Origin of the sequence: Nocardioides taihuensis (assembly GCF_042657275.1) — a bacterium.
Classification (GTDB): Bacteria; Actinomycetota; Actinomycetes; order Propionibacteriales; family Nocardioidaceae; genus Nocardioides; species Nocardioides taihuensis.
The window spans coordinates 1-23,170 of sequence record NZ_JBHSKD010000024.1 but is presented as its reverse complement, the minus strand read 5'-3'; the positions used below and the strand labels follow the sequence as shown (position 1 = coordinate 23,170).

Annotated in this window: 23 protein-coding genes and 1 tRNA gene; 10 read left to right on the top strand and 14 right to left on the bottom strand. The window is 73.0% G+C overall.

The genetic code is table 11. The features are described 5' to 3' along the window. Window positions 1-11: 11 nt before the first annotated feature. Genes thrC through argS form a run of 4 tightly spaced genes read right to left on the bottom strand, consistent with a single transcriptional unit; the run spans window position 12 to window position 5,500 of the window. Window positions 12-1,094: a threonine synthase gene (thrC, locus tag ACFPGP_RS17135; RefSeq protein ID WP_378591999.1), complete on the bottom strand. Its 1,083-nt coding sequence runs from the start codon at window positions 1,092-1,094 to the stop codon at window positions 12-14. A gap of 4 nt (window positions 1,095-1,098) precedes the next feature. After that, complete coding sequence (locus ACFPGP_RS17130) at window positions 1,099-2,418, bottom strand: homoserine dehydrogenase (protein ID WP_378592132.1); 1,320 nt, start codon at window positions 2,416-2,418, stop codon at window positions 1,099-1,101. A gap of 5 nt (window positions 2,419-2,423) precedes the next feature. Further along, a complete protein-coding gene (gene lysA, locus ACFPGP_RS17125; protein ID WP_378591998.1) occupies window positions 2,424-3,827 on the bottom strand; it encodes a diaminopimelate decarboxylase in 1,404 nt (467 codons plus the stop codon). Between the two features lie 5 nt (window positions 3,828-3,832). Then, a complete protein-coding gene (gene argS, locus ACFPGP_RS17120) occupies window positions 3,833-5,500 on the bottom strand; it encodes an arginine--tRNA ligase (protein WP_378591997.1) in 1,668 nt (555 codons plus the stop codon). A 145-nt stretch (window positions 5,501-5,645) separates the two neighbouring features. On the opposite strand from argS, the gene ACFPGP_RS17115 reads away from it, so the two are divergent. Further along, window positions 5,646-5,718 (top strand) — tRNA-Arg (locus ACFPGP_RS17115). A 74-nt stretch (window positions 5,719-5,792) separates the two neighbouring features. Here ACFPGP_RS17115 and ACFPGP_RS17110 read toward each other — a convergent pair. Further along, window positions 5,793-6,809, bottom strand: coding sequence for a hypothetical protein (locus ACFPGP_RS17110; protein WP_378591996.1), 1,017 nt, complete (start codon window positions 6,807-6,809; stop codon window positions 5,793-5,795). A gap of 105 nt (window positions 6,810-6,914) precedes the next feature. Between ACFPGP_RS17110 and ACFPGP_RS17105 the strand changes: the two genes are divergently transcribed. Beyond that, a complete protein-coding gene (locus ACFPGP_RS17105) occupies window positions 6,915-7,736 on the top strand; it encodes an ABC transporter permease (RefSeq protein ID WP_378591995.1) in 822 nt (273 codons plus the stop codon). On the opposite strand, the gene ACFPGP_RS17100 is transcribed toward ACFPGP_RS17105, so the two are convergent. The 3 genes from ACFPGP_RS17100 to ACFPGP_RS17090 form a co-directional block, all read right to left on the bottom strand. Further along, the gene (locus ACFPGP_RS17100; protein ID WP_378591994.1) at window positions 7,694-9,436 is read right to left on the bottom strand and encodes an MFS transporter; all 1,743 of its coding nucleotides are present in this window, start codon (window positions 9,434-9,436) and stop codon (window positions 7,694-7,696) included. The two genes, ACFPGP_RS17105 and ACFPGP_RS17100, sit on opposite strands and share 43 nt — an antisense overlap. Window positions 9,437-9,704: 268 nt before the next feature. Next, complete coding sequence (locus ACFPGP_RS17095; protein ID WP_378591993.1) at window positions 9,705-10,619, bottom strand: LCP family protein; 915 nt, start codon at window positions 10,617-10,619, stop codon at window positions 9,705-9,707. After that, window positions 10,619-11,239 (bottom strand): hypothetical protein, encoded by a 621-nt coding sequence (locus ACFPGP_RS17090; RefSeq protein ID WP_378591992.1) that lies wholly within the window; start codon window positions 11,237-11,239, stop codon window positions 10,619-10,621. The genes ACFPGP_RS17095 and ACFPGP_RS17090 overlap by 1 nt, the downstream gene beginning before the upstream one ends. Window positions 11,240-11,381: 142 nt before the next feature. On the opposite strand from ACFPGP_RS17090, the gene ACFPGP_RS17085 reads away from it, so the two are divergent. Genes ACFPGP_RS17085 through ACFPGP_RS17075 form a run of 3 tightly spaced genes read left to right on the top strand, consistent with a single transcriptional unit; the run spans window position 11,382 to window position 16,128 of the window. Beyond that, window positions 11,382-15,281, top strand: a complete 3,900-nt coding sequence (locus tag ACFPGP_RS17085) for a multifunctional oxoglutarate decarboxylase/oxoglutarate dehydrogenase thiamine pyrophosphate-binding subunit/dihydrolipoyllysine-residue succinyltransferase subunit (RefSeq protein WP_378591991.1) — start codon at window positions 11,382-11,384, stop codon at window positions 15,279-15,281. 12 nt (window positions 15,282-15,293) lie between these two features. Continuing rightward, window positions 15,294-15,470, top strand: a complete 177-nt coding sequence (locus tag ACFPGP_RS17080; RefSeq protein ID WP_378591990.1) for a DUF6104 family protein — start codon at window positions 15,294-15,296, stop codon at window positions 15,468-15,470. Between the two features lie 25 nt (window positions 15,471-15,495). Further along, window positions 15,496-16,128 carry an acetoacetate decarboxylase family protein gene (locus ACFPGP_RS17075; protein ID WP_378591989.1) on the top strand — a complete coding sequence of 211 codons (633 nt, stop codon included), beginning with the start codon at window positions 15,496-15,498 and terminating at the stop codon, window positions 16,126-16,128. A 9-nt stretch (window positions 16,129-16,137) separates the two neighbouring features. On the opposite strand, the gene ACFPGP_RS17070 is transcribed toward ACFPGP_RS17075, so the two are convergent. After that, window positions 16,138-16,419 (bottom strand): hypothetical protein, encoded by a 282-nt coding sequence (locus tag ACFPGP_RS17070; RefSeq protein WP_378591988.1) that lies wholly within the window; start codon window positions 16,417-16,419, stop codon window positions 16,138-16,140. Between the two features lie 104 nt (window positions 16,420-16,523). Beyond that, a complete protein-coding gene (locus ACFPGP_RS17065) occupies window positions 16,524-16,739 on the bottom strand; it encodes a hypothetical protein (protein WP_378591987.1) in 216 nt (71 codons plus the stop codon). 75 nt (window positions 16,740-16,814) lie between these two features. Between ACFPGP_RS17065 and ACFPGP_RS17060 the strand changes: the two genes are divergently transcribed. Continuing rightward, window positions 16,815-17,465, top strand: a complete 651-nt coding sequence (locus ACFPGP_RS17060) for a TetR family transcriptional regulator (RefSeq protein WP_378591986.1) — start codon at window positions 16,815-16,817, stop codon at window positions 17,463-17,465. 9 nt (window positions 17,466-17,474) lie between these two features. Continuing rightward, the gene (locus tag ACFPGP_RS17055) at window positions 17,475-17,999 is read left to right on the top strand and encodes a nitroreductase/quinone reductase family protein (RefSeq protein ID WP_378591985.1); all 525 of its coding nucleotides are present in this window, start codon (window positions 17,475-17,477) and stop codon (window positions 17,997-17,999) included. A 4-nt stretch (window positions 18,000-18,003) separates the two neighbouring features. On the opposite strand, the gene ACFPGP_RS17050 is transcribed toward ACFPGP_RS17055, so the two are convergent. Genes ACFPGP_RS17050 through ACFPGP_RS17035 form a run of 4 tightly spaced genes read right to left on the bottom strand, consistent with a single transcriptional unit; the run spans window position 18,004 to window position 21,307 of the window. Further along, window positions 18,004-18,699, bottom strand: coding sequence for an SDR family oxidoreductase (locus tag ACFPGP_RS17050; RefSeq protein ID WP_378591984.1), 696 nt, complete (start codon window positions 18,697-18,699; stop codon window positions 18,004-18,006). Continuing rightward, window positions 18,696-19,664, bottom strand: a complete 969-nt coding sequence (locus ACFPGP_RS17045) for a zinc-binding dehydrogenase (RefSeq protein ID WP_378591983.1) — start codon at window positions 19,662-19,664, stop codon at window positions 18,696-18,698. The genes ACFPGP_RS17050 and ACFPGP_RS17045 overlap by 4 nt, the downstream gene beginning before the upstream one ends. Before the next feature lie 21 nt (window positions 19,665-19,685). Further along, window positions 19,686-20,882 (bottom strand): NAD(P)-dependent malic enzyme, encoded by a 1,197-nt coding sequence (locus tag ACFPGP_RS17040; protein WP_378591982.1) that lies wholly within the window; start codon window positions 20,880-20,882, stop codon window positions 19,686-19,688. 44 nt (window positions 20,883-20,926) lie between these two features. Continuing rightward, window positions 20,927-21,307 carry a S24/S26 family peptidase gene (locus ACFPGP_RS17035; RefSeq protein ID WP_378591980.1) on the bottom strand — a complete coding sequence of 127 codons (381 nt, stop codon included), beginning with the start codon at window positions 21,305-21,307 and terminating at the stop codon, window positions 20,927-20,929. 54 nt (window positions 21,308-21,361) lie between these two features. Here ACFPGP_RS17035 and sodN point away from each other — a divergent pair, with 54 nt between their 5' ends. From sodN to ACFPGP_RS17020, 3 genes are all read left to right on the top strand, one after another. Beyond that, entirely contained in the window at window positions 21,362-21,763 is a 402-nt protein-coding gene (gene sodN, locus ACFPGP_RS17030; RefSeq protein ID WP_378591979.1) for a superoxide dismutase, Ni, read from the top strand. Between the two features lie 115 nt (window positions 21,764-21,878). Beyond that, window positions 21,879-22,283 carry an ATP-binding protein gene (locus tag ACFPGP_RS17025; protein WP_378591978.1) on the top strand — a complete coding sequence of 135 codons (405 nt, stop codon included), beginning with the start codon at window positions 21,879-21,881 and terminating at the stop codon, window positions 22,281-22,283. After that, window positions 22,283-23,110: an RNA polymerase sigma factor SigF gene (locus ACFPGP_RS17020; protein ID WP_378591977.1), complete on the top strand. Its 828-nt coding sequence runs from the start codon at window positions 22,283-22,285 to the stop codon at window positions 23,108-23,110. Before ACFPGP_RS17025 ends, ACFPGP_RS17020 begins: the two co-directional genes overlap by 1 nt. Window positions 23,111-23,170: the final 60 nt, after the last annotated feature.

Genomic DNA, 23,170 nt, shown 5'->3' with positions numbered 1-23,170 from the left:
GCCGGCCGCCCTCAGGCCAGGCCGGCGGCGCGGGCCGCGGCCTCGACGTCGGCGTCCACCACGACGTCGACGAGCTCACCGAAGGCCTCGAGCGCGGTGGCGGTGTCCTTGAGCCCGTGGCCGGTCACCGTGATCACCACGCGCCGACCGGCGTAGGACTCCCCCTGCGCGAGCTCCTGCAGGATCCCGGCGATGCCCGCGGCCGAGGCCGGCTCGACGAAGACGCCGTCGCGGGAGGCGAGGTCCCTCTGGGCGGAGAGGATCTGCTCGTCCGTCACCGCCGCGAAGCGGCCGCCGGACTCGTCGCGTGCCGCCTCGGCGAGCTTCCACGAGGCGGGGTTGCCGATCCGGATCGCGGTCGCCTTCGTCTCCGGGTCGGGGAACGGCTCACCGGTCACCAGCGGGGCGGCGCCCGCGGCCTGGAAGCCGCGCATCACCGGCCGCTTCGTGGCGCGGCCGAGATCGGCGTACTGCGTGTAGCCGAGCCAGTACGCCGCGATGTTGCCGGCGTTGCCGACGGGCAGCAGGTGGTAGTCGGGCGCGTCGCCGAGGAAGTCGACGATCTCGAACGCGGCGGTCTTCTGGCCCTCGAGCCTGGCCGGGTTGACCGAGTTCACCAGCGCGACCGGGTAGGACCACGACAGCTCCTTGGCCATCGTCAGGCAGTGGTCGAAGTTGCCGCGGACCATGATGATCTGCGCCCCGTGCAGGATCGCCTGGGCCATCTTGCCGGCGGCGATCTTGCCCTCGGGCACCAGCACCAGCGGCGTGAGGCCGGCCCGTGCGGCGTAGGCCGCCATCGAGGCCGAGGTGTTGCCGGTCGAGGCGCAGACCACCGCCTTCGCGCCCTCGTGCACCGCGAGCGAGATCGCGGTGGTCATGCCGCGGTCCTTGAAGGAGCAGGTCGGGTTGTCACCCTCGACCTTGAGCCAGACCTCGGCCCCGCTCAGACCGGAGAGCCAGTGCGAGTGCACCAGCGGCGTGCCGCCCTCGCGCAGCGTCACCGCGGCGGTGTCGGGCGGCAGGTCGAGCAGGTCGCGGTACTCCTCGATCACCCCGCGCCACTGGCGCGAGGGGTTGGCCGGCGTGATCATCGCGCTACTCGCCCTCTCCCTCGACCCGCATCACGGAGGTCACCTCGCGCACGAACGGCATCGCACGCACCGCCTCCACGGTCGCGCTGAGCTGCGCGTCGGTCGCCCGGTGGGAGACCACGACCAGCTGCGCGTCCTCGTCGCGGCCCTCCTGGCGGACGGTCTGGATCGAGACGTCCTGCTCGGCGAACGCCGTGGCCACCGCGGCCAGCACACCGGCGCGGTCGTCGACGTCGATCGCGACGTGGTAGCGGGTGACGGTGCGGCCCATCGGCAGCACCTCGCGGGCGGCGTACGCCGACTCACCGGCGCCGCGGGTGCCGGCGAGGCGGTTGCGGGCCACGGTGACCAGGTCGCCCAGCACGGCCGAGGCGGTCGGTGCGCCGCCGGCGCCTGGTCCGTAGAACATCAGCTGGCCGGCGGCCTCGCTCTCCACGAACACCGCGTTGAAGGCCTCGCGCACCGAGGCCAGCGGGTGGGAGCGCGGGATCATCGCCGGGTGCACGCGCACGGCGACGGCACCGTCGGTGAGCTCGGCGATCGCGAGCAGCTTGACCACGGCCCCCATCTCGCGGGCGGAGGCGACGTCGGCGGCGGTGACCTCGGAGATCCCCTCGCGGTGGACGTCGTTGGCGGTCACCCGGGAGTGGAAGGCCAGCGACGCCAGGATGGCGGCCTTGGCGGCGGCGTCGAAGCCCTCGACGTCGGCGGTCGGGTCGGCCTCGGCGTAGCCGAGCTCCTGTGCCTCCTCCAGCGCCTCGGCGAAGCCGGCGCCCGTGGTGTCCATCTTGTCGAGGACGAAGTTGGTGGTGCCGTTGACGATGCCGAGCACCCGCGTCACCTTGTCGCCGGCCAGCGACTCGCGCAGCGGGCGCAGGATCGGGATCGCGCCGGCCACGGCCGCCTCGTAGTAGAGGTCACGACCTGCCCGCTCGGCCGCCTCGTAGAGCGTCGGGCCGTCCTCGGCGAGCAGCGCCTTGTTGGCGGTGACCACGGAGGCGCCGTGCTCGAGCGCGGTGAGCACCAGCGAGCGGGCGGGCTCGATGCCGCCGATCACCTCGATCACCAGGTCGACGTCGTCACGGGAGACGAGGCCCTGGGCGTCGGTCGTCAGCAGGCCCTCGGGCACCTCGACCTCGCGCGGCGCGTCGAGGCGGCGCACGGCCACCCCCCGCAGCTCGACCCGGGCGCCGATCCGCGCCTCGAGGTCGGCGGCCTGCTCCTCGAGCAGCCGCACCACCTGCGAGCCGACCGAGCCGCAGCCCAGCACCGCGACCCCCAGGGCCGCGGCGCGCGGCGCCACCTCTGCCTTGTGCTCACCCACTGCGCTCACCCACCGAGTGCTCCCACGTCCGTCGCCAACAGGTCGTCCAGCGTCTCGCGCCGTACGACGACGAGGGTCCCACCCTCTCGCACCGCGACGACCGGCGGGCGGAGGGCGTGGTTGTAGTTGGACGCCATCGACCGGCAGTAGGCACCGGTCCCCGGCACCGCCAGCAGGTCCCCCGGCGCCAGGTCGCCCGGGAGGAACTCGTCCTTGACCACGATGTCGCCGGCCTCGCAGTGCATCCCCACGACGCGCGTCAGCGTCGGCGGCGCGTCGGAGCGGCGGGAGGCCAGCGTGCAGGAGTAGTCGGCGTCGTAGAGGGCCGTGCGGATGTTGTCGCTCATGCCGCCGTCGACGGAGACGTAGGTGCGCACCGCTCCCCCGTCGAGCTCGACCGGCTTGACCGTGCCGACGGTGTAGACGGTGCAGACCGCCGGTCCGACGATCGCGCGACCCGGCTCGATCGAGAGCCGGGGCACCTCGATCCCGAGCGCGCGGCACTCGTGGTCGACGATCTTGGTGATCTCGGTCGCGAGCTGCGCGGGGTCGGACGGGTCGTCCTGGGTGGTGTAGGCGATGCCGAAGCCCCCGCCGAGGTCGAGCTCGGGCATGCTCACGCCGAGCTCGCCGGAGACCTGCGCGTGCAGCGCGAGCACCCGGCGGGCGGCGACCTCGAAGCCCGAGGTGTCGAAGATCTGGCTGCCGATGTGGCTGTGCAGGCCCAGCAGCTCGAGGCCGTCGGCAGCCAGCACCCGGCGTACGGCCTCGAGGGCGTCGCCGGAGGTGATCGAGAAGCCGAACTTCTGGTCCTCGTGGGCGGTGGCGATGTACTCGTGGGTGTGGGCCTCGACGCCGGCGGTCACGCGCACCATCACCCCGACGCGGCGCCCGAGCCCCGCGGCCAGCGCGGTCAGCCGCTCGATCTCCACGAAGGAGTCGAGCACGATCCGCCCGACCCCGACCTCGACCGCCCGGCGCAGCTCGGCGGCCGACTTGTTGTTGCCGTGGAACCCGACGTGGCCCATCTCGAAGCCCGCGCGCTCGGCCACGGCGAGCTCCCCGCCGGAGCAGACGTCGAGGCGCAGCCCCTCCTCGGCCACCCAGCGCGCGGTCGTCGTGCAGAGGAAGGCCTTGCCGGCGTAGTAGACGTCGTAGTCGGCGAACGCGGTGCGGAAGGCGCGGGCGCGGGCCCGGAAGTCGGCCTCGTCGAGGACGTACGCCGGGCTGCCGTGCTCGGCGAGCAGGTCGGGCAGCGCGACCCCGCCCACCTCGAGGACGCCGTCGACCTTGCGGGCGGTCGACGACCAGAGGTGCGGGACGAGCGCGTCGGGGTCCGCGGGCTGGCGCAGCCACGACGGGCTCCTCAGCGCGCCGGGCGCGTGCGCCCAGCCGGCCTCGTGCGACATCCGGGCTACATCCGCTCGGGAGCGGAGACGCCGAGCAGGCCGAGGCCGTTGGCGAACACCGTGCGCGCGGCGACCGTCAGCACGAGGCGCGCCTCGTTGACCGGCGACGCCGGCTCGTCGCCCTGCGGCAGCATCCGGCACTCCCGGGTGTCGTACCACTTGTTGAACACCGACGCGGTGTCCTCGAGGTAGCGCGCGATGCGGTGGGGCTGGCGCAGTTCAGCAGCGCTGGCCACCACCCGCGGGAACTCCGCGAGCGCACGGAGCAGCTCGCCCTCGCGCTCGTGGGAGAGCAGGCGGGGGTCGAAGTCGGCCGGCGGGGCCATGCCGAGGTCGGTGGCGTTCTCGACCATCCGGCAGGTGCGCGCGTGGGCGTACTGGACGTAGTAGACCGGGTTGTCGTTGGAGGCCTTCTCCCACAGGTCCAGGTCGATGTCGATCGTCGTGTCGTTGGTGTACCGGGACAGGGCGTAGCGGGCCGCGTCCACCCCGATGGCGTCCACGAGGTCGTTCATCGAGATCACCGTGCCCGCGCGCTTGGACATCCGCAGCGGCTGGCCGTCGCGGAGCAGGTTGACCATCTGACCGATCAGGATCTCGAGGTTCTCGTGCGGCGTGTCGCCGAACGCCGCGCACATCGCCATCATCCGGCCGACGTAGCCGTGGTGGTCGGCCCCGAGCAGGATGAAGCAGAGGTCGAAGCCCCGCTCGCGCTTGTCGAGGTAGTAGCCCAGGTCGCCGGAGATGTAGGCCGGCGAGCCGTTGGACCGGACGATCACGCGGTCCTTGTCGTCGCCGTACTTCTCGGTGCGCAGCCAGAGCGCGCCGTCCTGCACGTAGGTGTTCCCCATCTCGGTGAGCCGCGCGATGGCACGCTCGACCGCACCGGAGTCGTGGAGCGACTTCTCGTGGAAGAACACGTCGAAGTCGACCCCGAAGTCGCGCAGGTCGGACTTGATCTCCTCGAACATCAGGTTGACGCCGACCTCGCGGAAGACCTCCTGGGCCTCGTCGTCCGGCAGGTCCACCACGTCCGGGCGCTTGGCGACCACCTGGTCGGCGATCTCCTGGATGTAGTCCCCGCCGTAACCGTCCTCGGGGACCTCCCGACCGCGCGCCGACGCGAGCAGCGAGCTGGAGAACCGGTCGATCTGGGCCCCGTGGTCGTTGAAGTAGTACTCGCGGGTCACGTCGGCCCCGGAGAACTCGAGCACCCGGGCGAGCGCGTCACCGACCGCGGCCCACCGCGTGCCGCCGAGGTGGAGGGGGCCGGTGGGGTTCGCCGAGACGAACTCGACGTTGATCTTCTTGCCGGCCAGCGTCGTGGCCGAGCCGTACGACGCCCCCGCGGCGACGATCTCGCCCGCGACCTGGCCCTGGGCGCCGGCCTCGACGGTGACGTTGAGGAACCCGGGTCCGGCGACGTCGACGTCACCGATGCCGTCGGACGCACGGAGCCGCTCGGCCACGAGCTCGGCGAGGGTCCGCGGGTTGGTCCCGGCCTTCTTGGCGAGCTGCATCGCGACGTTGGTCGCGTAGTCGCCGTGCCCCTTCTGCCGGGGTCGCTCCACCGTCACGCTCGCGGGAACGCCGTCCGGGAGGGCGAGCGCGCCCTCGTCGGACAGCGTCGTCAGGACGTCGACGATCGCGGTGGAGAGCTGGTCGGGAGTCACCGGCCAAGGGTATCGGCGTGCGGTGCCGGGCCCCGCATCGATATCGCCCGTGGGACCCGCCCCGGTGCCGGGGTGATTGCGGCACGCCCCGCGGGCGGCTGTAGGGTCGTGCGCAGCCACGACGACGGTGACGTCGCGAGGCGTTGCCTCCGTAGCTCAGGGGATAGAGCACTGGTTTCCGGTACCAGGTGCCGCAGGTTCGAATCCTGCCGGAGGCGCCGATGACCCCCGTCGAGAGCGCGCAGCGCTGGCGACGGGGGTCTCGCGCGTCCGGAGGGAGCCGACCCGGGGTTCAGCCCGTGAAGTGCCGCACCCGCGTCCACGCGGGGTCGGGGGTCGCATCGACGCTCGCACCCCTCGTCGAGGCCCAGTCGCGCAGGTCGGCATCGGCGTTCTGGTCCTCGCCGTCGGTGTAGGCGTGGAAGGTGCGGACGCCGCGCTGGCTCTCGTGCGCCACCACCACACCGCGGCCGGCGAGCAGCTGGTCGAGCTCCTCTCCCAGGGCCTGCAGCTGCGCCAGCGCGGCCTCGTCGGCGGGCAGGCCGTCCGCGCGGCCCGGGTACGGCGCCGTCACGACCTGGTAGCGGTCGAACGTCGGGTGGTCGAGCCAGCGCAGACCGGGCCGGAAGCAGGCGACGCCGGGCGTGCCGTCGTCGTCCTCCCACTCCGCCACCGCCCAGTGGTCGTCGAGGGACGCCGCCATCGCGGCCACCACCTGGCACAGCTTCTCGCCGCTGTGCGCCGGCTCGGGAGCGGCCGTGAGGGCCTCGACGTGCCCGAGCCACCGCTCGACGTCGTCCTCCCCCAGGAGCTGGTCGAGCAGGAGGAAGCTCACCTGGGCCGGCACGTCGTCGGGGAGCTCGCCGAAGGCCGGGTGGTGGACACCGACGTGGACCCGCAGCTGCTCGACGTCGGGCACCACCGAGAACACGGTCGCGGCCAGCTCGAGCCGGTGCCCGGCGATCTCGAGGGTGTGCGCCAGCGCGTCGGGGGTGGCCTCCTGGCTCGGTCGGAACTCCCAGGTCGCGTCGGCGGGGGGCGCGGCCCGGAACCAGCGCTCGGCGCTGGGCCGCACCTCGGCCACCCCACCGGCGCTCACGGTGAGGCGGTGCTCGGCGACGACCCCCGGCCCGAAGTGCCAGGTGAGGCCCGGGTGGATCGCGGCGACCAGGCGGCTGAGCTCATGGGTCGCCCTCGACTCCCCGTGCGGGCTGGTGCGGTGACCCTCCTCGGCCCACCACTCCCAGAACGCGGAGACGGGGTGGACGGCGGCGGTGGTGGGTCGCGAGGACCTGCGGAGCAGCGGCATGGGCGGCAGTGTGCCAGCCGGACCAGACCACCGCAGGCGTTCGTGCACAGGTCGTCGCCCGGCGAGCCCGGGTCACGCGACGTCGGCCCGGGTAGCGTGCACCGGGTGCCCTCGCCCACCGAGCTCGTGTGGTTCGGCGCCGGGTTGCTCGTCCTGGTCGCGGTGACCATGGCCATCGCCCGCGCGGCGGGCGTGGGCCTCGGGTGGACGCCGCTCTGGTCACTCGTCCGCGCCAGCGCGCAGCTGACGGTCGTCGCGCTGCTGCTGCGCGGGATCCTGACCCTCGAGTGGACCGTGGTGGCGTTCCTGGCCCTGATGCTCACCACCGCGTCGTGGACGTCGGCCGGCCGGCTGCACGAGCTCTGGCACGGCAGGCGGGCCGCGGTGACGGGCGTGCTGGCGGGCGCCGGCCTCGCGCTGGTCCTGATCTTCGCGGTGCAGCTGGTCGACCTCGAGGTGCGCTACCTCGTGGCTGTCGCCGGGATCGTCATCGGCAACGCCATGAGCGCAGCCACGCTCGCCGGGCGCAATTTCGGCCGCGGGGTGCGGCACCGCCGCGACGAGGTGGAGGCGTGGCTGTCACTGGGCGCCACACCGGCGGAGGCGCACCTCGACATCGGCCAGGAGGCGGTACGGGAGTCGCTGCTGCCGACCCTCGACCAGACCCGGTCGACCGGGCTGGTGACCCTCCCCGGCGCCTTCGTCGGCGCCCTCTTCGGCGGTGCCAGCCCGGCCGTCGCCGCACAGTTCCAGCTGGTCGTCCTGGCGGGCATCGCCCTGGCGATGACCACGTGCGGCGTGATCGTCACCCGGATGCTCGGCCGGTCGCCGCAGCTGCCCGCGCAGGCGGACGTGGGGCCGCAGCCCGCAGCGACGGTCCCCGCTCAGTCGACGTCGGGGCAGGGCGTGCCCCGCGGGAGCGCGTAGGGGGCGCCCACCCGGTAGGTGCCCGGCTCGGTGACGCGCAGCACGGCCCAGGTCGGGGCCGACGGGGTGCGGCCGGGGGCCTGGTCGATGCACGAGTCCCCCAGCACCGTCGCGTCGAGCCGCCGGCCCTGGTCGTCGACGATGCTGAGCCACGGCGACCAGGCGACGCGCACCACCGTCGACCCGGCCTCCGGCATGTGCACGGTCACGCCGCTGGCGTCGGAGTCCACGACGGACGCGGGCGCGGAGGCGAGCGGCGTCGGCTCGACGACCTCGTAGAGGGTCCAGGGCTGGCCCTGCCAGACCTCCCGCAGGAACGGGAGTCCGGCCCGGACCAGGGCCGCCTCCTGCTCCCCCGCGTAGTCGACCGGCGCGTCCGGGAGCACCACGAACCGGACGGCCCAGCGGTGCAGCCAGTGCTCGTAGCGCTCGGGGGTGAGCGACCCCTCGTCGCCGTAGAAGACGGCGTTGCGGTGGACGTCCTCCTGCCGGTTCCAGCCCCGCGCGAGGTTGACGTACGGCGACAGCGCGGAGGCCTCGCGGTGGCTCTTGGTCGGGACGACCTCGACCCGGCCGGCGTCGGCGCCGCGTGCCTCGAGCTCGGCGACCAGGGGGCTGACGTCGACGTCGATGCTGGCGGCGGCGGCGGAGCTCTGGAGGTCGCGGCCCGCGATCACCACCTGCCAGACCGTGGCGCTGGCGATGGCGGTCACCAGGAGCGCCCGGGCGACGGGGCGACCGAACCGCCGGGCCACCGGCGAGGTCCACCAGGCGCCCGACGCCGCGGCGGCCAGGGCCACGCCACCGAACAGCAGGGCCATCCGGACGATGTTGGTGCCGATGGGCGTCGGGAACACCCAGGCCAGCAGGATCGCGGCGCCGTAGACCGCGCAGCACGCGCGCACCAGGCGCCACTGCCGGGGCAGCAGGGCCACCGCGGCCGCGGCCAGCAGCAGCGGCGCGATCATCACCGAGAAGGAGGTCGGCTGGATCCCGGCGAAGGGGAACAGCACCGCGGTCACGGCGACCACCACGACCGGCACCGTGCCGACCGCGAGCGACGCCCGCCGACGTCCGCGCAGCCACAGGGCCGCGGCCACGAGTCCGAGGAAGAGACCCGCCACCGGGCTCGCCGCCGTCGCGAGACCGGCGAGCAACGCCACCAGCGCGCCGCGGCACCACTGCTCGAGGTCGCCGGCCGGGCGCCGGGGCCAGGCGAAGACGACCGCCAGCGCGCCCAGCCCGAGCGCGACGCCGAGGCCGAAGGTCACGCGCCCCGAGACGGCGTTGCCGAAGAGGGCGACCGCGCCGTAGATCCCGACGCGGGTCGGGTCGGAGACCGACAAGCCACGCGAGACGATCAGGGCCAGCAGCGCGGCCGACACCGTGCCCACGACCACCGCGGTGGTGCGGACGCCGGTGACGCTCATCAGGTACGGCGCGATCAGGCTGTAGGAGGCCGGGTGCATCCCGCCGTACCAGGCGAAGTCGTAGGCGCTCGAGGGATGGGCGAGCGCGAACCCCGTCCAGGCGTCCTGGGCGGCGAGGTCGCCGCCCGTGCCCGCCAGGAAGAGCACCCACACCACGTGCAGCCCCAGCGCGCAGGCAGTGGCCGCGGCGACTGCCCGCGTCGTGCGCCCCCAGGTGCGCGGGTGCGCCAGACGTGGGCGGATCGCGGCAGCCTGATGTGGGCTGGGCACGGTCACGCACCTCCTTCGCCGGCGCAGGGGGGACGCCCTCCCCGGCCATCCTCTACGCGAGGTGCCCGTGACGCCACATCTCGGGAGGACGAGCCGCCGCGTCGGGGGCACCGGGCGACGAGGAGCCCTGGCCCACCGGTCCAGACAGGTGTGCGTCACACCGGCTGCGGCGTACCGCCCGCGGCAACGCCCACGTTGGTCCGGCACACCGTCGGCGCGGGTCCGCCTCGAGCACCCGCGCCGGCGGTCTCCACCACCCGGCCACGCCTCAGCAGTGGCGGATGACGGCGGTGGTCCGGGCCACGTCGCCGTAGCGACGCGCCTGGCCGGTGTCGGGCGTGACGACGCTGGCGCCGCCGATCATCGCGAAGCCGCCCTGGACGACACAGCCGGTGATCTTCGACGGATCCACCTGGGCGACCAGCTGTGCGAGCCGGAAGAGCTCGCCGGGTGCGAGGTTGGTGTCGAGGTGCTGCATCACCGACAGCACGCCCTTCTCGATGAAGCCGGGCTTGTCGGCCTGCTGGCGGATCCGCGCCTGGATGCCGGCCAGCGTGCGCTGCTGGTTGGCCGATCGGTCGAAGTCACCGCCGGGCAGGGAGTGTCGGATGCGGGAGAAGGCCATCGCCCCGTAACCGTTGAGGTGGATGTCGCCGGCCTTGAACCCGCCCGGCTTGAGCCCCGTGTCGCTGAAGGCCCGCGGGTTGTGCACGGTGATGCCGCCGATGTCGTTCACCATGTCGATGAAGTAGGGGAACTTGGTGACGAACACGTAGTCGGGCTGGATGCCGACCAGGTTGCCGACCGTCTCCCCGAGCAGCTGGGGCCCGCCGTACACCATCGAGGCGTTGATCCGGTCGGAGCCGTACCCCGGGATGCTGACGTAGGAGTCGCGCGGGATGCCGATGGAGGTCGCCGCGCTGGTGCGGGGGTTGATCCCGATCAGCTGCAGGGCGTCGCCGCGGGTGCGGGTCATGGTCTCGCCGGGACGGGCGTCGGAGCCGACCGCGAGGATCCACACCACGTCGTCCCCGCCGGGGTCGACGCCCTCGGCGGTCTGCAGCTTGACCAGCGCCATGTCGGCGGGTCGCACCGCCGAGTCGGGGACGACGAGGCCGACGACGGCCAGCACCGCGGCCAGGGTCGAGATGCGGAGCAGCGCGCGGGCGCGGGTGCGCGTCATCAGCTGACCCCCTTCGAGACGTGGTAGGCGAAGACCTTCCAGCCGGAGTCGCCGTGGGTCAGGAGCAGGCGGCCGTCGACGCGGACCCGGCGGCTCACGTCGCCCTCGGTGCGGAAGCGCAGTGTGTAGCGCGCGGTCACGCCGGCCGCGTGGCCCTTCACGCCCAGGACGTCGAGGTCGACCCGGCTCTTCAGCGGGACGACGTCGTCCACCTCGCTGCCGAGCGGGCGGTTGGTCAGCAGGCCGATGTCGCGCTGGGCCTGCTGCTGGGCGAACGGCGTGAAGTCGTCGAGGGCGTCGCCGAACGACGACCGTGGGTAGCTGCCGCCGTACGCCGCCGCGACGTAGCGCTCGACGACCGGGGTGACGCTGTCGACGACCGCGGCCCGGGCCTCACGCGTCAGCCTCCCGGTGACCTTGCCCACACGCGTGACCGTCGCGACCTCGAAGACCGCGCCTTCGTCGGAGGGCATCGCCTGCGTGGGCGAGGTCGTGGCGTCGTCGGGACCGTCGTCGTCGCCGGTGCAGCCGGCGAGCGGGATCGCCAGCAGCGCGAGGGAGAGCGCGGTCGCGGAACCCGCCACGACGCGGCGTGCGGGGGTGGTCGGGCGTCTCCTCATGCGGTGCGATCTCCTCGTCCGGATGGCCGTCCTCCAGCGTGCCTCAAAGTCGACCCTCCGCTGCGCATTTGCTGGCGTGTGCGACTAGCCTTGACCACTGATTCCAAACCGCGCACGAACCCCGGAAGAGGCGAACCCCACCGTGCCGCAGTCCTCAGGCCACTCCAGCTCGGAGCCTGCACCGTCCACCACCGACTTCGGAGCCAACGAGTGGCTCGTCGACGAGATGTACGAGCAGTACCAGCGCGATCCCCAGAGCGTGTCGCCGGAGTGGATCAGGTACTTCCAGGCCAACGGCCAGGCCAACGGAGCGGGTGGCAGCAACGGTACGGCGTCCTCCCCCGCGGCCGCGCAGGCCCCCGCCCAGCAGCAGGCCCAGCAGCAGGCCCAGCAGGCGGCCCCCCCGCAGGCCCGGCAGAGCACGCAGACCCAGGAGGCCGCCCCGCAGCAGAAGGCCGCCCCGGCGCCGTCGCCGCAGTCCGAGCCTCCGGCCTCGCGGACCGCCGCGGCGCGCACGGCCCCGCAGGCCGACCCCACCCCGACCACCACCGGCCCGATCCCCGTCGCCAGGCCGCGCCCGGCCTCCGCCGCCGCGGAGCCCGCGACCGGCACCAGCACCCCCGTCGCCAAGGACCCGCGCCCGGCCGCGAAGGCGGCGGCGAGCGACGAGCCGACCTACACCGTGCTGCGCGGGGCGCCCGCCCGGACCGTGCAGAACATGGACGTGTCGCTCACCGTCCCGACCGCGACCTCGGTGCGCACGGTCCCCGTCAAGCTGCTCTGGGACAACCGCACGGTGATCAACAACCACCTCGCCCGCGCCCGCGGCGGCAAGGTGTCCTTCACCCACCTCATCGGCTACGCGCTGGTCAAGGCGCTGCGCGAGATGCCCGAGATGAACGTCGGCTTCGACGCCATCGACGGCAAGCCCACCCTGATCCAGCCCGCCCACATCAACCTCGGGCTGGCCATCGACGTCGCCAAGAAGGACGGCACCCGTCAGCTGCTGGTCCCGTCGATCAAGGCCGCCGAGACGATGGACTTCGCGGCGTTCTGGACGGCGTACGAGGACGTCGTACGCAAGGCGCGCGACGGCAAGCTCACCGTCGAGGACTTCCAGGGCACCACGATCTCGCTGACCAACCCCGGCACGATCGGCACCAACCACTCGGTGCCGCGCCTGATGAAGGGCCAGGGCGCGATCATCGGCGTCGGCGCCATGGAGTACCCCCCGGGCTGGCAGGGCGCCTCGGAGGAGGCGATCGCGCGCAACGCGATCGGCAAGATCATGACCCTCACCTCCACCTACGACCACCGCGTGATCCAGGGCGCGCAGTCGGGTGAGTTCCTCAAGCGGGTCCACGCGCTGCTGCTCGGCGAGCAGGACTTCTACGACGAGATCTTCCGCTCGCTGCGCATCCCCTACGAGCCGATCCGCTGGGCGCAGGACATCGCGACCTCGCACGACGACGAGATCAGCAAGCAGGCGCGGATCCTCGAGCTGATCCACGCCTACCGCGTGCGCGGCCACATGATGGCCGACACCGACCCGCTGGAGTACCGCCAGCGCAGCCACCCCGACCTCGAGGTGGAGTCGCACGGCCTCACGCTGTGGGACCTCGACCGCGAGTTCGCCACCGGCTCGTTCGGCGGCGAGGGCCGGCGCTTCATGAAGCTGCGCACGATCCTCGGGATCCTGCGCGACTCCTACTGCCGCACCACCGGCATCGAGTACATGCACATCATGGACCCCGAGCAGCGGCGGTGGATCCAGCAGCGCGTCGAGCAGCCGCACACCAAGCCGCCCCGCGAGGAGCAGCTGCGGATCCTGCTCAAGCTCAACCAGGCCGAGGCGTTCGAGACCTTCCTGCAGACCAAGTTCGTCGGCCAGAAGCGGTTCAGCCTCGAGGGCGGCGAGACCACGATCCCGCTGATCGACGAGATCTGCGAGGCCGCCGCCGAGGCCGAGCTCGACGAGGTCACCATGGGCATGGCCCACCGCGGGCGCCTCAACGTGCTGGCCAACATCGTCGGCAAGAAGTACTCCCAGATCTTCCGCGAGTTCGAGGGCAACATCGACCCGCGCACGGTCCAGGGCTCCGGCGACGTGAAGTACCACCTCGGCGCCGAGGGCGAGTTCGTCGCCGGCTCGGGCGCCCGGATCAAGGTCTCCGTCGCCGCGAACCCCTCGCACCTCGAGGCGGTCGACCCGGTGCTCGAGGGCATCGCCCGGGCCAAGCAGGACATGCTCAACCGCGGCGCCGCCTACCCCGTGCTCCCGCTGCTGGTGCACGGCGACGCGGCCTTCGCGGGCCAGGGCGTCGTCGCCGAGACGCTGAACCTCAGCCAGCTGCGCGGCTACCGCACCGGCGGCACCATCCACGTGGTCGTCAACAACCAGGTCGGCTTCACCACCTCCCCCGGCTCGTCGCGCTCCTCGCTCTACTGCACCGACGTCGCCCGGATGGTGCAGGCGCCGATCTTCCACGTGAACGGCGACGACCCCGAGGCCTGCATCCGGGTCGCGCGGCTCGCGTTCGAGTACCGCCAGGCGTTCAACAAGGACGTGGTGATCGACCTGGTCTGCTACCGCCGGCGCGGGCACAACGAGGGCGACGACCCGTCGTACACCCAGCCGCTGATGTACGACCTCATCGAGCAGAAGCGCTCGGTCCGCAAGCTGTACACCGAGTCCCTCATCGGTCGTGGCGACATCACGATCGAGGAGGCCGAGCAGGTGCTGCGCGACTACCAGCAGCAGCTCGAGCGGGTGTTCACCGAGGTCCGCGAGGCCAGCACCGACGAGACCCCGTCGGACTGGACGACCGTCCCCGACTACCCCGAGAAGTCGGCCGGCGAGGCCCGCACCGCGGTCTCCGTGGACGTGCTCAAGCGGATCTCCGACGCCTACGTCACCCCGCCCGAGGGCTTCACCGTGCACCCCAAGGTGATGCCGCAGCTGCAGCGCCGGGCCGCCGCGATCACCGACGGCCCGATCGACTGGGGCACCGCCGAGATCCTGGCGTTCGGCTCGCTGCTGATGGACGGCCGCCCGGTGCGCCTGGCCGGCCAGGACTCGCGCCGCGGCACGTTCGTCTCGCGGTTCGCGACGATCATCGACCGCACCAACGCCGACGAGTGGACGCCGCTGTCGTCGCTCACCGAGGACCAGGCCAAGTTCTACGTCTACGACTCGCTGCTCTCCGAGTACGCCGCGCTCGGCTTCGAGTACGGCTACTCCGTGGCGAGGCCCGACGCGCTGGTCCTGTGGGAGGCGCAGTTCGGCGACTTCGTCAACGGCGCACAGACGGTGATCGACGAGTTCATCACCTCCGGCGAGACCAAGTGGCGCCAGCAGTCCGGCGTGGTCATGCTGCTCCCCCACGGCTACGAGGGCCAGGGCCCCGACCACTCCTCGGCCCGCATCGAGCGTTTCCTCAGCATGGCGGCCGAGGACGCCTTCGTGGTCGCGCAGCCCTCGACCCCCGCGTCGTACTTCCACCTGCTGCGGCAGCACTCCCTCGGCGAGGACCACCGCCCGCTGGTCGTCTTCACCCCGAAGTCGATGCTGAAGCGCAAGGAGGCCGCGTCGCGTCCGGAGGACTTCACGTCCGGTGACTTCCGACCGCTGATCGTGGACGCGCAGGCCGACGCCGAGAAGGTCGATACCCTGCTGCTGTGCTCGGGGCGGATCACCTGGGACCTCATGGTCGCCCGGGCCCGGCGCGAGGACGCGTCGCGGTTCGCGATCGCCCGCATCGAGCGGCTCTACCCGCGCCCGACCGAGGAGATCCACGAGTACCTCGACCGCTTCCCGAACCTGCAGTCGGTGCGCTGGGTGCAGGACGAGCCGCGCAACATGGGCCCGTGGCCGCACTACGCGCTCAACGTGTGGCCGGCGCTCGACCGCCACGTCGAGCCGGTGACCCGCCCGGCGTCCTCGTCGCCGTCGGTCGGCACGGTCAAGCGGCACACCGAGGAGCAGAAGGCCCTGGTCGACCGGGCGTTCGCGCCGCTCGAGAGCGGCCTCGAGGACTACTGAGCCGGGGTCACCGTGTACTTCACCGACCGGGGCATCGAGGAGCTGGAGAAGCGCCGGGGTGACGAGGAGGTCACCCTCGCGTGGCTGGCCGAGCGCCTCCAGGAGTTCACCGACACGCACCCCGAGCACGAGACGGCGGTGGAGCGGTTCGCCACCTGGCTCGCGCGCCTGGACGACCCCGACGACTGACGGTCGACCTCGCTAGATTCGGGCCGTGCTCTCCCCCGACCCCGACGCGACCACCTACCCGGCGGCGCCCTGGGCGATGACCGGGTCGCTCTGGTTGTCGCTCTTCCGCGTCCGCGAGGACGTCGACGACCTGCGGCCGGCCGGCGTGTACGGCGCCGCCTTCGTCTCCTACGAGCCCGGCAGCGTGCTCACCTACTCCGAGCTCCTCGTCGCCCGGCCGGTGCCCGACCCCGGGGGCGGGCGCGGGCGGCGGGTGTCGATCGTCGACATCTGGGTGGACTCGGCCGCCTCGATGCTCGGCGGCCGCGAGCTGTGGGCGATCCCCAAGGGGCTGTGCGACTTCGAGCTCGAGTCCGCGCACCGCGGGCCCTTCTCCACCACGGAGTGGAGCGCGAGCACCGGGCGCCGGCCGATCGCCCGGGCCACCTTCCACGACGTCTCGCGCGCCGCCCTCCGTCTCCCCTTCCGCGGGGCGACCTGGCAGCCACCGCTCGAGCCGGGCGGCCAGCCGAAGGCCGCCACCCTGCAGGGCTCGGCCCGCACCCTGCCCTGCCGGGGCCGCTGGGAGTTCGCCGCCGACGGCCCGCTGGGCTTCCTGGTCGGTCACCGGCCCTGGGCGTCGTTCCGGATGGCGGGGTTCAGGATGTCGTTCGGCTGACCGGTCCGCTCAGGCCAGCACCGACTCCGACGCCACGGGGAGCCGCACGAACGTGCCCGGGTAGGAGTGGCACAGGTGCACGAGCCGCCCGAGCGTGTGCGGGGTGATCGCGGCCGTGCGGGTCAGGTCGATCGTCAGCAGGCACGCCGTACGGCGGTGGGCCCGGTCGATCTTCTCCCCGATCGCGGCCAGCGCCCCGTGGTCGAAGGAGCCGCTGAGCTCCAGGGTGCTTGTCGTCGCGTCGTAGTGCACCGTCCAGTCGACAGCGCCCTCGTCGTGCTGCTGCGTCATGTCCGCCTCGTCCCGTGTGGTCTCGATGAGACCCCCGCGGGCGACTGTCTACCCGACCCGGGATGACCCGAACCACTGGTCTGGACCACTCGGCGGGGTCGGGATCACACCCCCGGGTCGGGGTCGTGCTCGGCGGCCGCCCGGCGGGCGGCGTCGCGGATCTCGAACAGCTCGGTGGCCAGTCCCCCCAGGGCGCCGGCGACGTCCTTGACGGCCCCGGTGAGGATCGTGGCGACCTGCCCGATGGTGCCGGCGGCGGCCTCGACGGTCCCCTGCACGACGTCCTTGCGGATCTCGGCGCGGCTCAGGTGGTCCTTCACGCCACCAGTCTCCCCGGCCCGCCGCGGGACCGCCAACCGCGTCTCGGCCACGACGCCGCCGCCTACGATCGCGGGGTGACCACGACGGGGCCCGACCGGCCGGTGACGCGGGTCGAGCGCAAGGAGCGCACCCGGCGCGCCATCCTCGACGCAGCGCTCGACCTCTGCGACGACAGCAGCCTGGTCGCGCTCTCGCTGCGCCAGGTGGCCAAGGAGGTCGGCATCGTGCCGACCGCGTTCTACCGCCACTTCGACTCGATCGAGGCGCTCGGTCTGGCGCTCGTCGACGAGTCGTTCGAGTCGCTGCGCGCGATGCTGCGCGACGTACGACGGGGCGACCCGGAGGACCTCGCGTTCGGCGACATCGTCGACCGCTCGATCACCGTGCTCGTCGACCACGTGCACCGGCAGCGGGCGCACTTCCGGTTCATCGCCCGCGAGCGGGCGGCCGGGCCGCCCGCGGTGCGCGAGGCGATCCGGCACGAGATCGAGCTGTGCGAGCGCGAGCTGGCCCTCGACCTGGCCCGGTTGCCGGGCACCGGGCCGTGGTCGGCCGACGACCTCCGCGTGCTCTCGAACCTGATCGTGAGCGCGATGGTGGCCACCGCGGAGTCGGTCCTGGAGGCCGGGCAGAGCCCCGGGGACGAGGCCCACGTCGTCGCCACCGCCCGCACCCAGCTGCGGATGGTCCTGATCGGCGCCCTGCACTGGCGCTCGCGGGGATAGCGTGCGCGCATGGGACTTGCGAGCGACCTCGGGTACAGCCACGCCACCGCCAACCCGCTGCACCGCGCGACGCGGTGGCTCGGCGGCACGAGGGTGGGTGCCTGGATCTTCTCGCGGACCCTGCGCCACCTCGACGACCTCGTCGGGCGGCTGACCAAGGGTCGCCACAGCGCACCGGGACTGCTCTCCGGCCTGGCGGTCCTCGACCTCACGACCACCGGCCGCAAGTCGGGCCAGCAGCGCACCAGCCACCTCATCGCGACCCCGTTCGAGGGCACGCTCGGCCTGCTCGGCACCAACTTCGGGCAGCCCGGCACGCCCGCCTGGGCACTCAACCTCGAGGCCGACCCCCGGGCGACGGTCACCTACCGCGGCATGACCGTCCCCGTCGTCGCCCGGCCCGCCACCGAGGACGAGGCGCCTCGCATCGTCGCCGAGGCGGGGCGCTTCTACGGCGGCTACCTGAAGTACCAGCAGCGCATCGGAGACCGCCGCCGGGTGCGGGTCTTCGTGCTGGAGGAGGCAGGGAGCTAGCCGGTCAGGGTCCCGGGCGCAGCGTCACGTCGGGCACCGTGGCGTCGGCCGGGAGGTCGAGCGCGTGGAGCACCGCGTCGGCCACCGTCCCCGGCCGGATCCAGTCGCCCGCGTCGTACTCCCTGCCCTCCTGGGCGTGCACCTTCTCCTGCATCGGGGTGGCGACCCGGCCGGGGTAGACCGTGGTCACGCGGACGCCGTGCTCGTGCTCCTCGGCCCGGAGGGCGTCGGCGAGGGCGCGCACCCCGAACTTCGAGGCGGCGTAGCCCGCCCAGGTCGGGTGGGCGAACAGCCCGGCGCCCGAGTTGACCAGGACGACCGTGCCGCGCGCGGCGCGCAGGGCAGGGAGCGCGGCGTGGACCAGCAGCATCGCAGCGGTCAGGTTGACGTCCAGCTGCTGCTGCCAGTGCGCGAGGTCGGTCTCGGCCACGGGCGCGAGCTCGACCACGCCGGCCGCGTGCACCAAGGAGTCGAGACGCGCCGGAAGGTCGGCCCCGGCGAGCGTGCGCTCGAGGGCGGGCGGGTCGGCGAGGTCGGCGACGAGGGTGTCGGCCCCGGGCAGGTCACGCGCCAGCTCGGCCGCGCGCTCCTCGCTGCGCGCCACGAGCAGCAGCCGGTCACCGCGCGCGAGCAGGCGGGCGGCGAGCTCGGCGCCGATGCCGGACCCGGCACCGGTCAGCAGGTGGGTGCGGGCCGTCACTGCGTGAAGACGATCTTGCCGAAGACGTCACCCTCGGCCATCGCCGCGAAGCCGTCGCGCGCCTGCTCGATCGGCAGCACGCGGTCGACGAGCGGGCGGGTGCCGGTGGCGTCGAGCATCGTGACGAGCGAGGCGAGGTCGGCGCGGGTGCCCATCGTCGAGCCGACCACGCTCAGCTGGAGGAAGAAGATCCGGGTGAGCTCGGCGTCGTCGAGCTTCGGGCCCGACGTGGCACCGCTGGTCACGATGGTGCCGCCGGGGCGCAGCGCGCGGATGGAGTGCGACCAGGTGGCGCGCCCGACGGTCTCCATGACGGCATCCACCTTGACCGGGAGCCGCGCGCCGGACTCGTACACCTCGTGCGCGCCGAGCTCGAGGGCCTTGGCCCGCTTGGCCTCGTCGCGCGAGGTGGCCAGCACCTTCAGGCCCCCGGCCCGGGCCAGCACGATCAGCGCCGTCGCCACACCGCCGCCGGCGCCCTGCACCAGCACCGTGTCGCCGGCCTTCAGGCCGCCGCGGTTGAAGAGCATCCGGTACGCCGTGAGCCAGGCCGTCGGCAGGCACGCGGCCTCCTCGAACGACAGCGAGGCGGGCTTGGGCAGCACGTTCGCGCGGGGTACGGCGACCCGCTCGGCGAAGGTGCCCGGGTGCCGCTCCGAGAGCAGCGAGCGCCGCGGGTCGAGGGTCTCGTCGCCCGACCACGCGGGGTCGCTGATCACGGCGTGCACCACGACCTCGTTGCCGTCCTCGTCGGTGCCGGCGGCGTCGCAGCCGAGGATCATCGGCAGCTGCTCCTCGCGCAGCCCGACGCCGCGCAGCGACCAGAGGTCGTGGTGGTTGAGCGACGCGGCCCGGACGGTGACGGTCGTCCACCCGTCGGGCACCTCGGGATCGGGGCGCTCACCGACCACCAGGCCGGAGAGCGGGTCGTCGGGGGAGAAGGACTGGGCGTAGACGGCGCGCATTGCTCGACCCTACTGAGGCCCTCAGCGCCGGGCGACGCCGTCCCGCCGGGCGGCCTCGGCCACCGCCGCCGACACCGCCGGCCCGACGCGGGGGTCGAACGGCGACGGGACGACGTACTCCTCGGAGAGCCGGTCCCCCACCAGCTCGGCCAGCGCCGCCGCGGCGGCGAGCTTCATGCCCTCGGTGATCGCCGTCGCGTGCACGTCGAACGCGCCGCGGAAGATGCCCGGGAAGGCCAGCACGTTGTTGATCTGGTTGGGGAAGTCGGAGCGACCGGTCGCCACCACGCGGGCGTGGCGGTGGGCGACGTCGGGGTGCACCTCGGGGGTGGGGTTCGCGAGGCCGAAGATGATCGCGTCGTCGGCCATCGACGCCACGACCTCCTCGGGCACGGTGCCGCCGGAGACGCCGATGTAGACGTCGGCGCCGTCCATCACGTCGGCGAGCGAGCCGCGGCGGCCGAAGTGGTCCGCCGTGTCGCGCGCGAGCGCCTCCTTGACCGCGGTCAGGTCGGAGCGCTCGGTGTTGAGCACGCCCTTGCGGTCGAGGACGGCGAGGTCGCGGATGCCGGCCTCGAGCAGGATCCGCGCCACCGCGACGCCCGCGGCACCCGCACCCTGGACGACGACCCGCGTGGTGGCGGGGTCGCGGCCCGTGAGCCGCAGGGCGTTGGTGAGCGCGGCCAGCGCGACGACCGCCGTGCCGTGCTGGTCGTCGTGGAAGACCGGGATCGACAGCCGCTCCTTGAGCCGGGCCTCGATCTCGAAGCAGCGGGGGGCGGAGATGTCCTCGAGGTTGATCCCGCCGAAGCTCGGCGCCAGCCGGGCGACGGTCTCGATGATCTCCTCGGTGTCGGTGGTGTCGAGGCAGATCGGCACGGCGTCGACCCCGCCGAACTGCTTGAACAGCACCGCCTTGCCCTCCATCACGGGCATCGCGGCCGCCGGCCCGATGTCACCGAGCCCGAGGACGGCGGTCCCGTCGGTGACCACCGCGACCGTGTTCGGCACCCACGTGAAGTGCTGGGTGAGCGAGGGGTCCGCGGCGATCGCCTCGCAGACCCGGGCCACCCCCGGCGTGTAGGCGAGCGAGAGCTCCTCGGGACCGGTGAGGGCCACCGTGGAGACGGTCTGGAGCTTGCCGCCGACGTGGAGGTCGAAGACCGGGTCGCCGACGTGCGGGCGCGCTGACGCGTCACCCTGCGGAGCAGTGACCATGGGGCTGATCGTGTCACAGCGACCGGATCGGTCCGCGCCGCGTCTCAGGGCTGCGGGGCCGCCCCGCGCCGCAGCCGGGTCGGCCGGGGCCAGACCCGGGCCAGGACGACGGCGAGCACGTCCGCGTCGGCCACCGGGCCCCGGTGGCGGGAGTCGACGCCCACCTCCGGGTCGTCGCTGAGCAGCCACCAGGCCGGGCGCCCGTCACGCGTCGTGCGCCGCTCGGTCGCACGCTTGACCGCGACCGTCCCGTCGGCGAACCGGGCCACCACCACGTCGCCGGCGCGCACCCGCGCGCCGTACCGGACCAGCAGGCGGTCACCGGGCGCGAGCAGGGGACGCATGGAGTCGCCGCGCACGCGGGCCCACCCGATTGGCAGCCGGGAGGACGGGTACGACGAGCCCGGCACGGTGGGGTGGGACACGACGAGTAGTGTCGCAGTGCCCTTCCCACCACCCCGGACGAGAGGACCCCACGGATGACCACGAGGCTGTTCGCTCCCACCATCGAGGTCTCGGCCCACTGCGACCTGCCCTGCGGTGTCTACGACCCCGCCCAGGCGCGCATCGAGGCCGAGTCCGTCAAGGCGATCATCGCCAAGGTGGCCGACAACGACGACCCCGACTTCCGCACGCGTGCGGTGCTCATCAAGGAGCAGCGCTCGGAGCTGGTCAAGCACCACCTCTGGGTGCTGTGGACCGACTACTTCAAGCCCCCGCACTTCGAGAAGTACCCGCAGCTGCACACGCTGTTCAACGAGGCCACCAAGCTGGCCGGCGCCACGGGCACCAAGGGCGAGATGGATGCCGCCAAGGCCGACGAGCTGCTCGCCAAGATCGACGAGATCGCGGAGATCTTCTGGGAGACCAAGAAGGCCTGAGCCCGGGCGCGGCGCCCGTACGCCGCGCCACCGTCGGGGCCGTCGGCCGGGTTGCAGCGCGCCCGGGGGCGGCCCCGACTATCGTTCGCAGGACACCCTCCACCGAAGGACGGACATGGACGCGATGCCGCAGGTCGACCGGGCGGACGTGGAGCTCCGGCTCCCCGCCGACAGCGCCTACGTCTCGGTGCTGCGCACCACGACCGCCGGGCTCGCCGCCCGCCTCGACTTCCCCATCGACGACATCGAGGACCTCCGCATCGCCGTCGGGGAGGCCTGCGCCCTGGTGCTGCCCGAGGCGCAGCCCGGCTCGGACCTGACGTGCGCGTTCTTCCTCGGTTCCTCCCAGCTCACCGTCCGGGTGACGGTGGTGAGCGCGGGTGACGTCGCCCCCGACCTCGACAGCTTCGCCTGGCAGGTGCTGAGCACGCTCGCCACCGCCGCCGACGTCTCCTCGCACGAGGGACGGTTCTCGGTCACGATCACGATGCAGCCCGAGGACGTCGGGGCCGGTCTGTAGTGGCGTCCTCCAGCGCCCCGGCCGACCCGCTGGACGCGGGCCCGCCCGACGTCGTGCTGTCCGGGCCCGACGAGACCCGGCGTCGCAGTGCCGAGCTCTTCGGCCGGCTGGCCGACCCGGCCGACGAGCGCGAGCGCAGCGACCTGCGCGAGGCGCTGGTGCACCTGCACCTCCCCCTCGTCGAGCACTGCGCGCGGCGCTTCCGCAACCGCGGCGAGCCCTACGAGGACCTCGTGCAGGTCGGCACGATCGGGCTGATCAAGGCCGTCGACCGGTTCGAGCCCTCCCGCGGCGTGGAGTTCTCGACCTACGCGACGCCGACGATCATCGGCGAGATCAAGCGCTACTTCCGCGACAAGGGCTGGGCGATCCGGGTGCCGCGCCGCCTCCAGGAGCTGCGGATGCAGATCAGCGCGACCAGCGCGGAGCTGACCCAGACCCTCGGCCGCTCCCCCACGCCGCGCGAGCTCGCCGAGTCGATCGGGTGCACGGTCGAGGAGATCGTCGAGGGCATCGAGTCCAGCAACGCCTACGCGACGCTGTCGCTCGACGCCGGCGACAACAGCGGCGACGAGCCCGGGGCCAGCATCCTCGACGCACTTGGCGTGGACGACGTGAACCTCGAGCACGTCGAGATCCGCGAGTCGATCAAGCCGCTGCTCGACCGGCTCGAGCCGCGGGAGAAGAAGATCCTGCTGCTGCGCTTCTTCAAGAACATGACCCAGAGCCAGATCGCCGAGGAGATCGGCGTCTCGCAGATGCACGTCTCACGGCTGCTGACGCGCACGCTCGAGCAGCTGCGCAGCTCGCTGGAGGAGCAGCACTAGCTGTACCCGGCCGTCAGGTTGGTTGCAGTCGACTGATTGGTGGCTTGCCTCCGAGTGCGC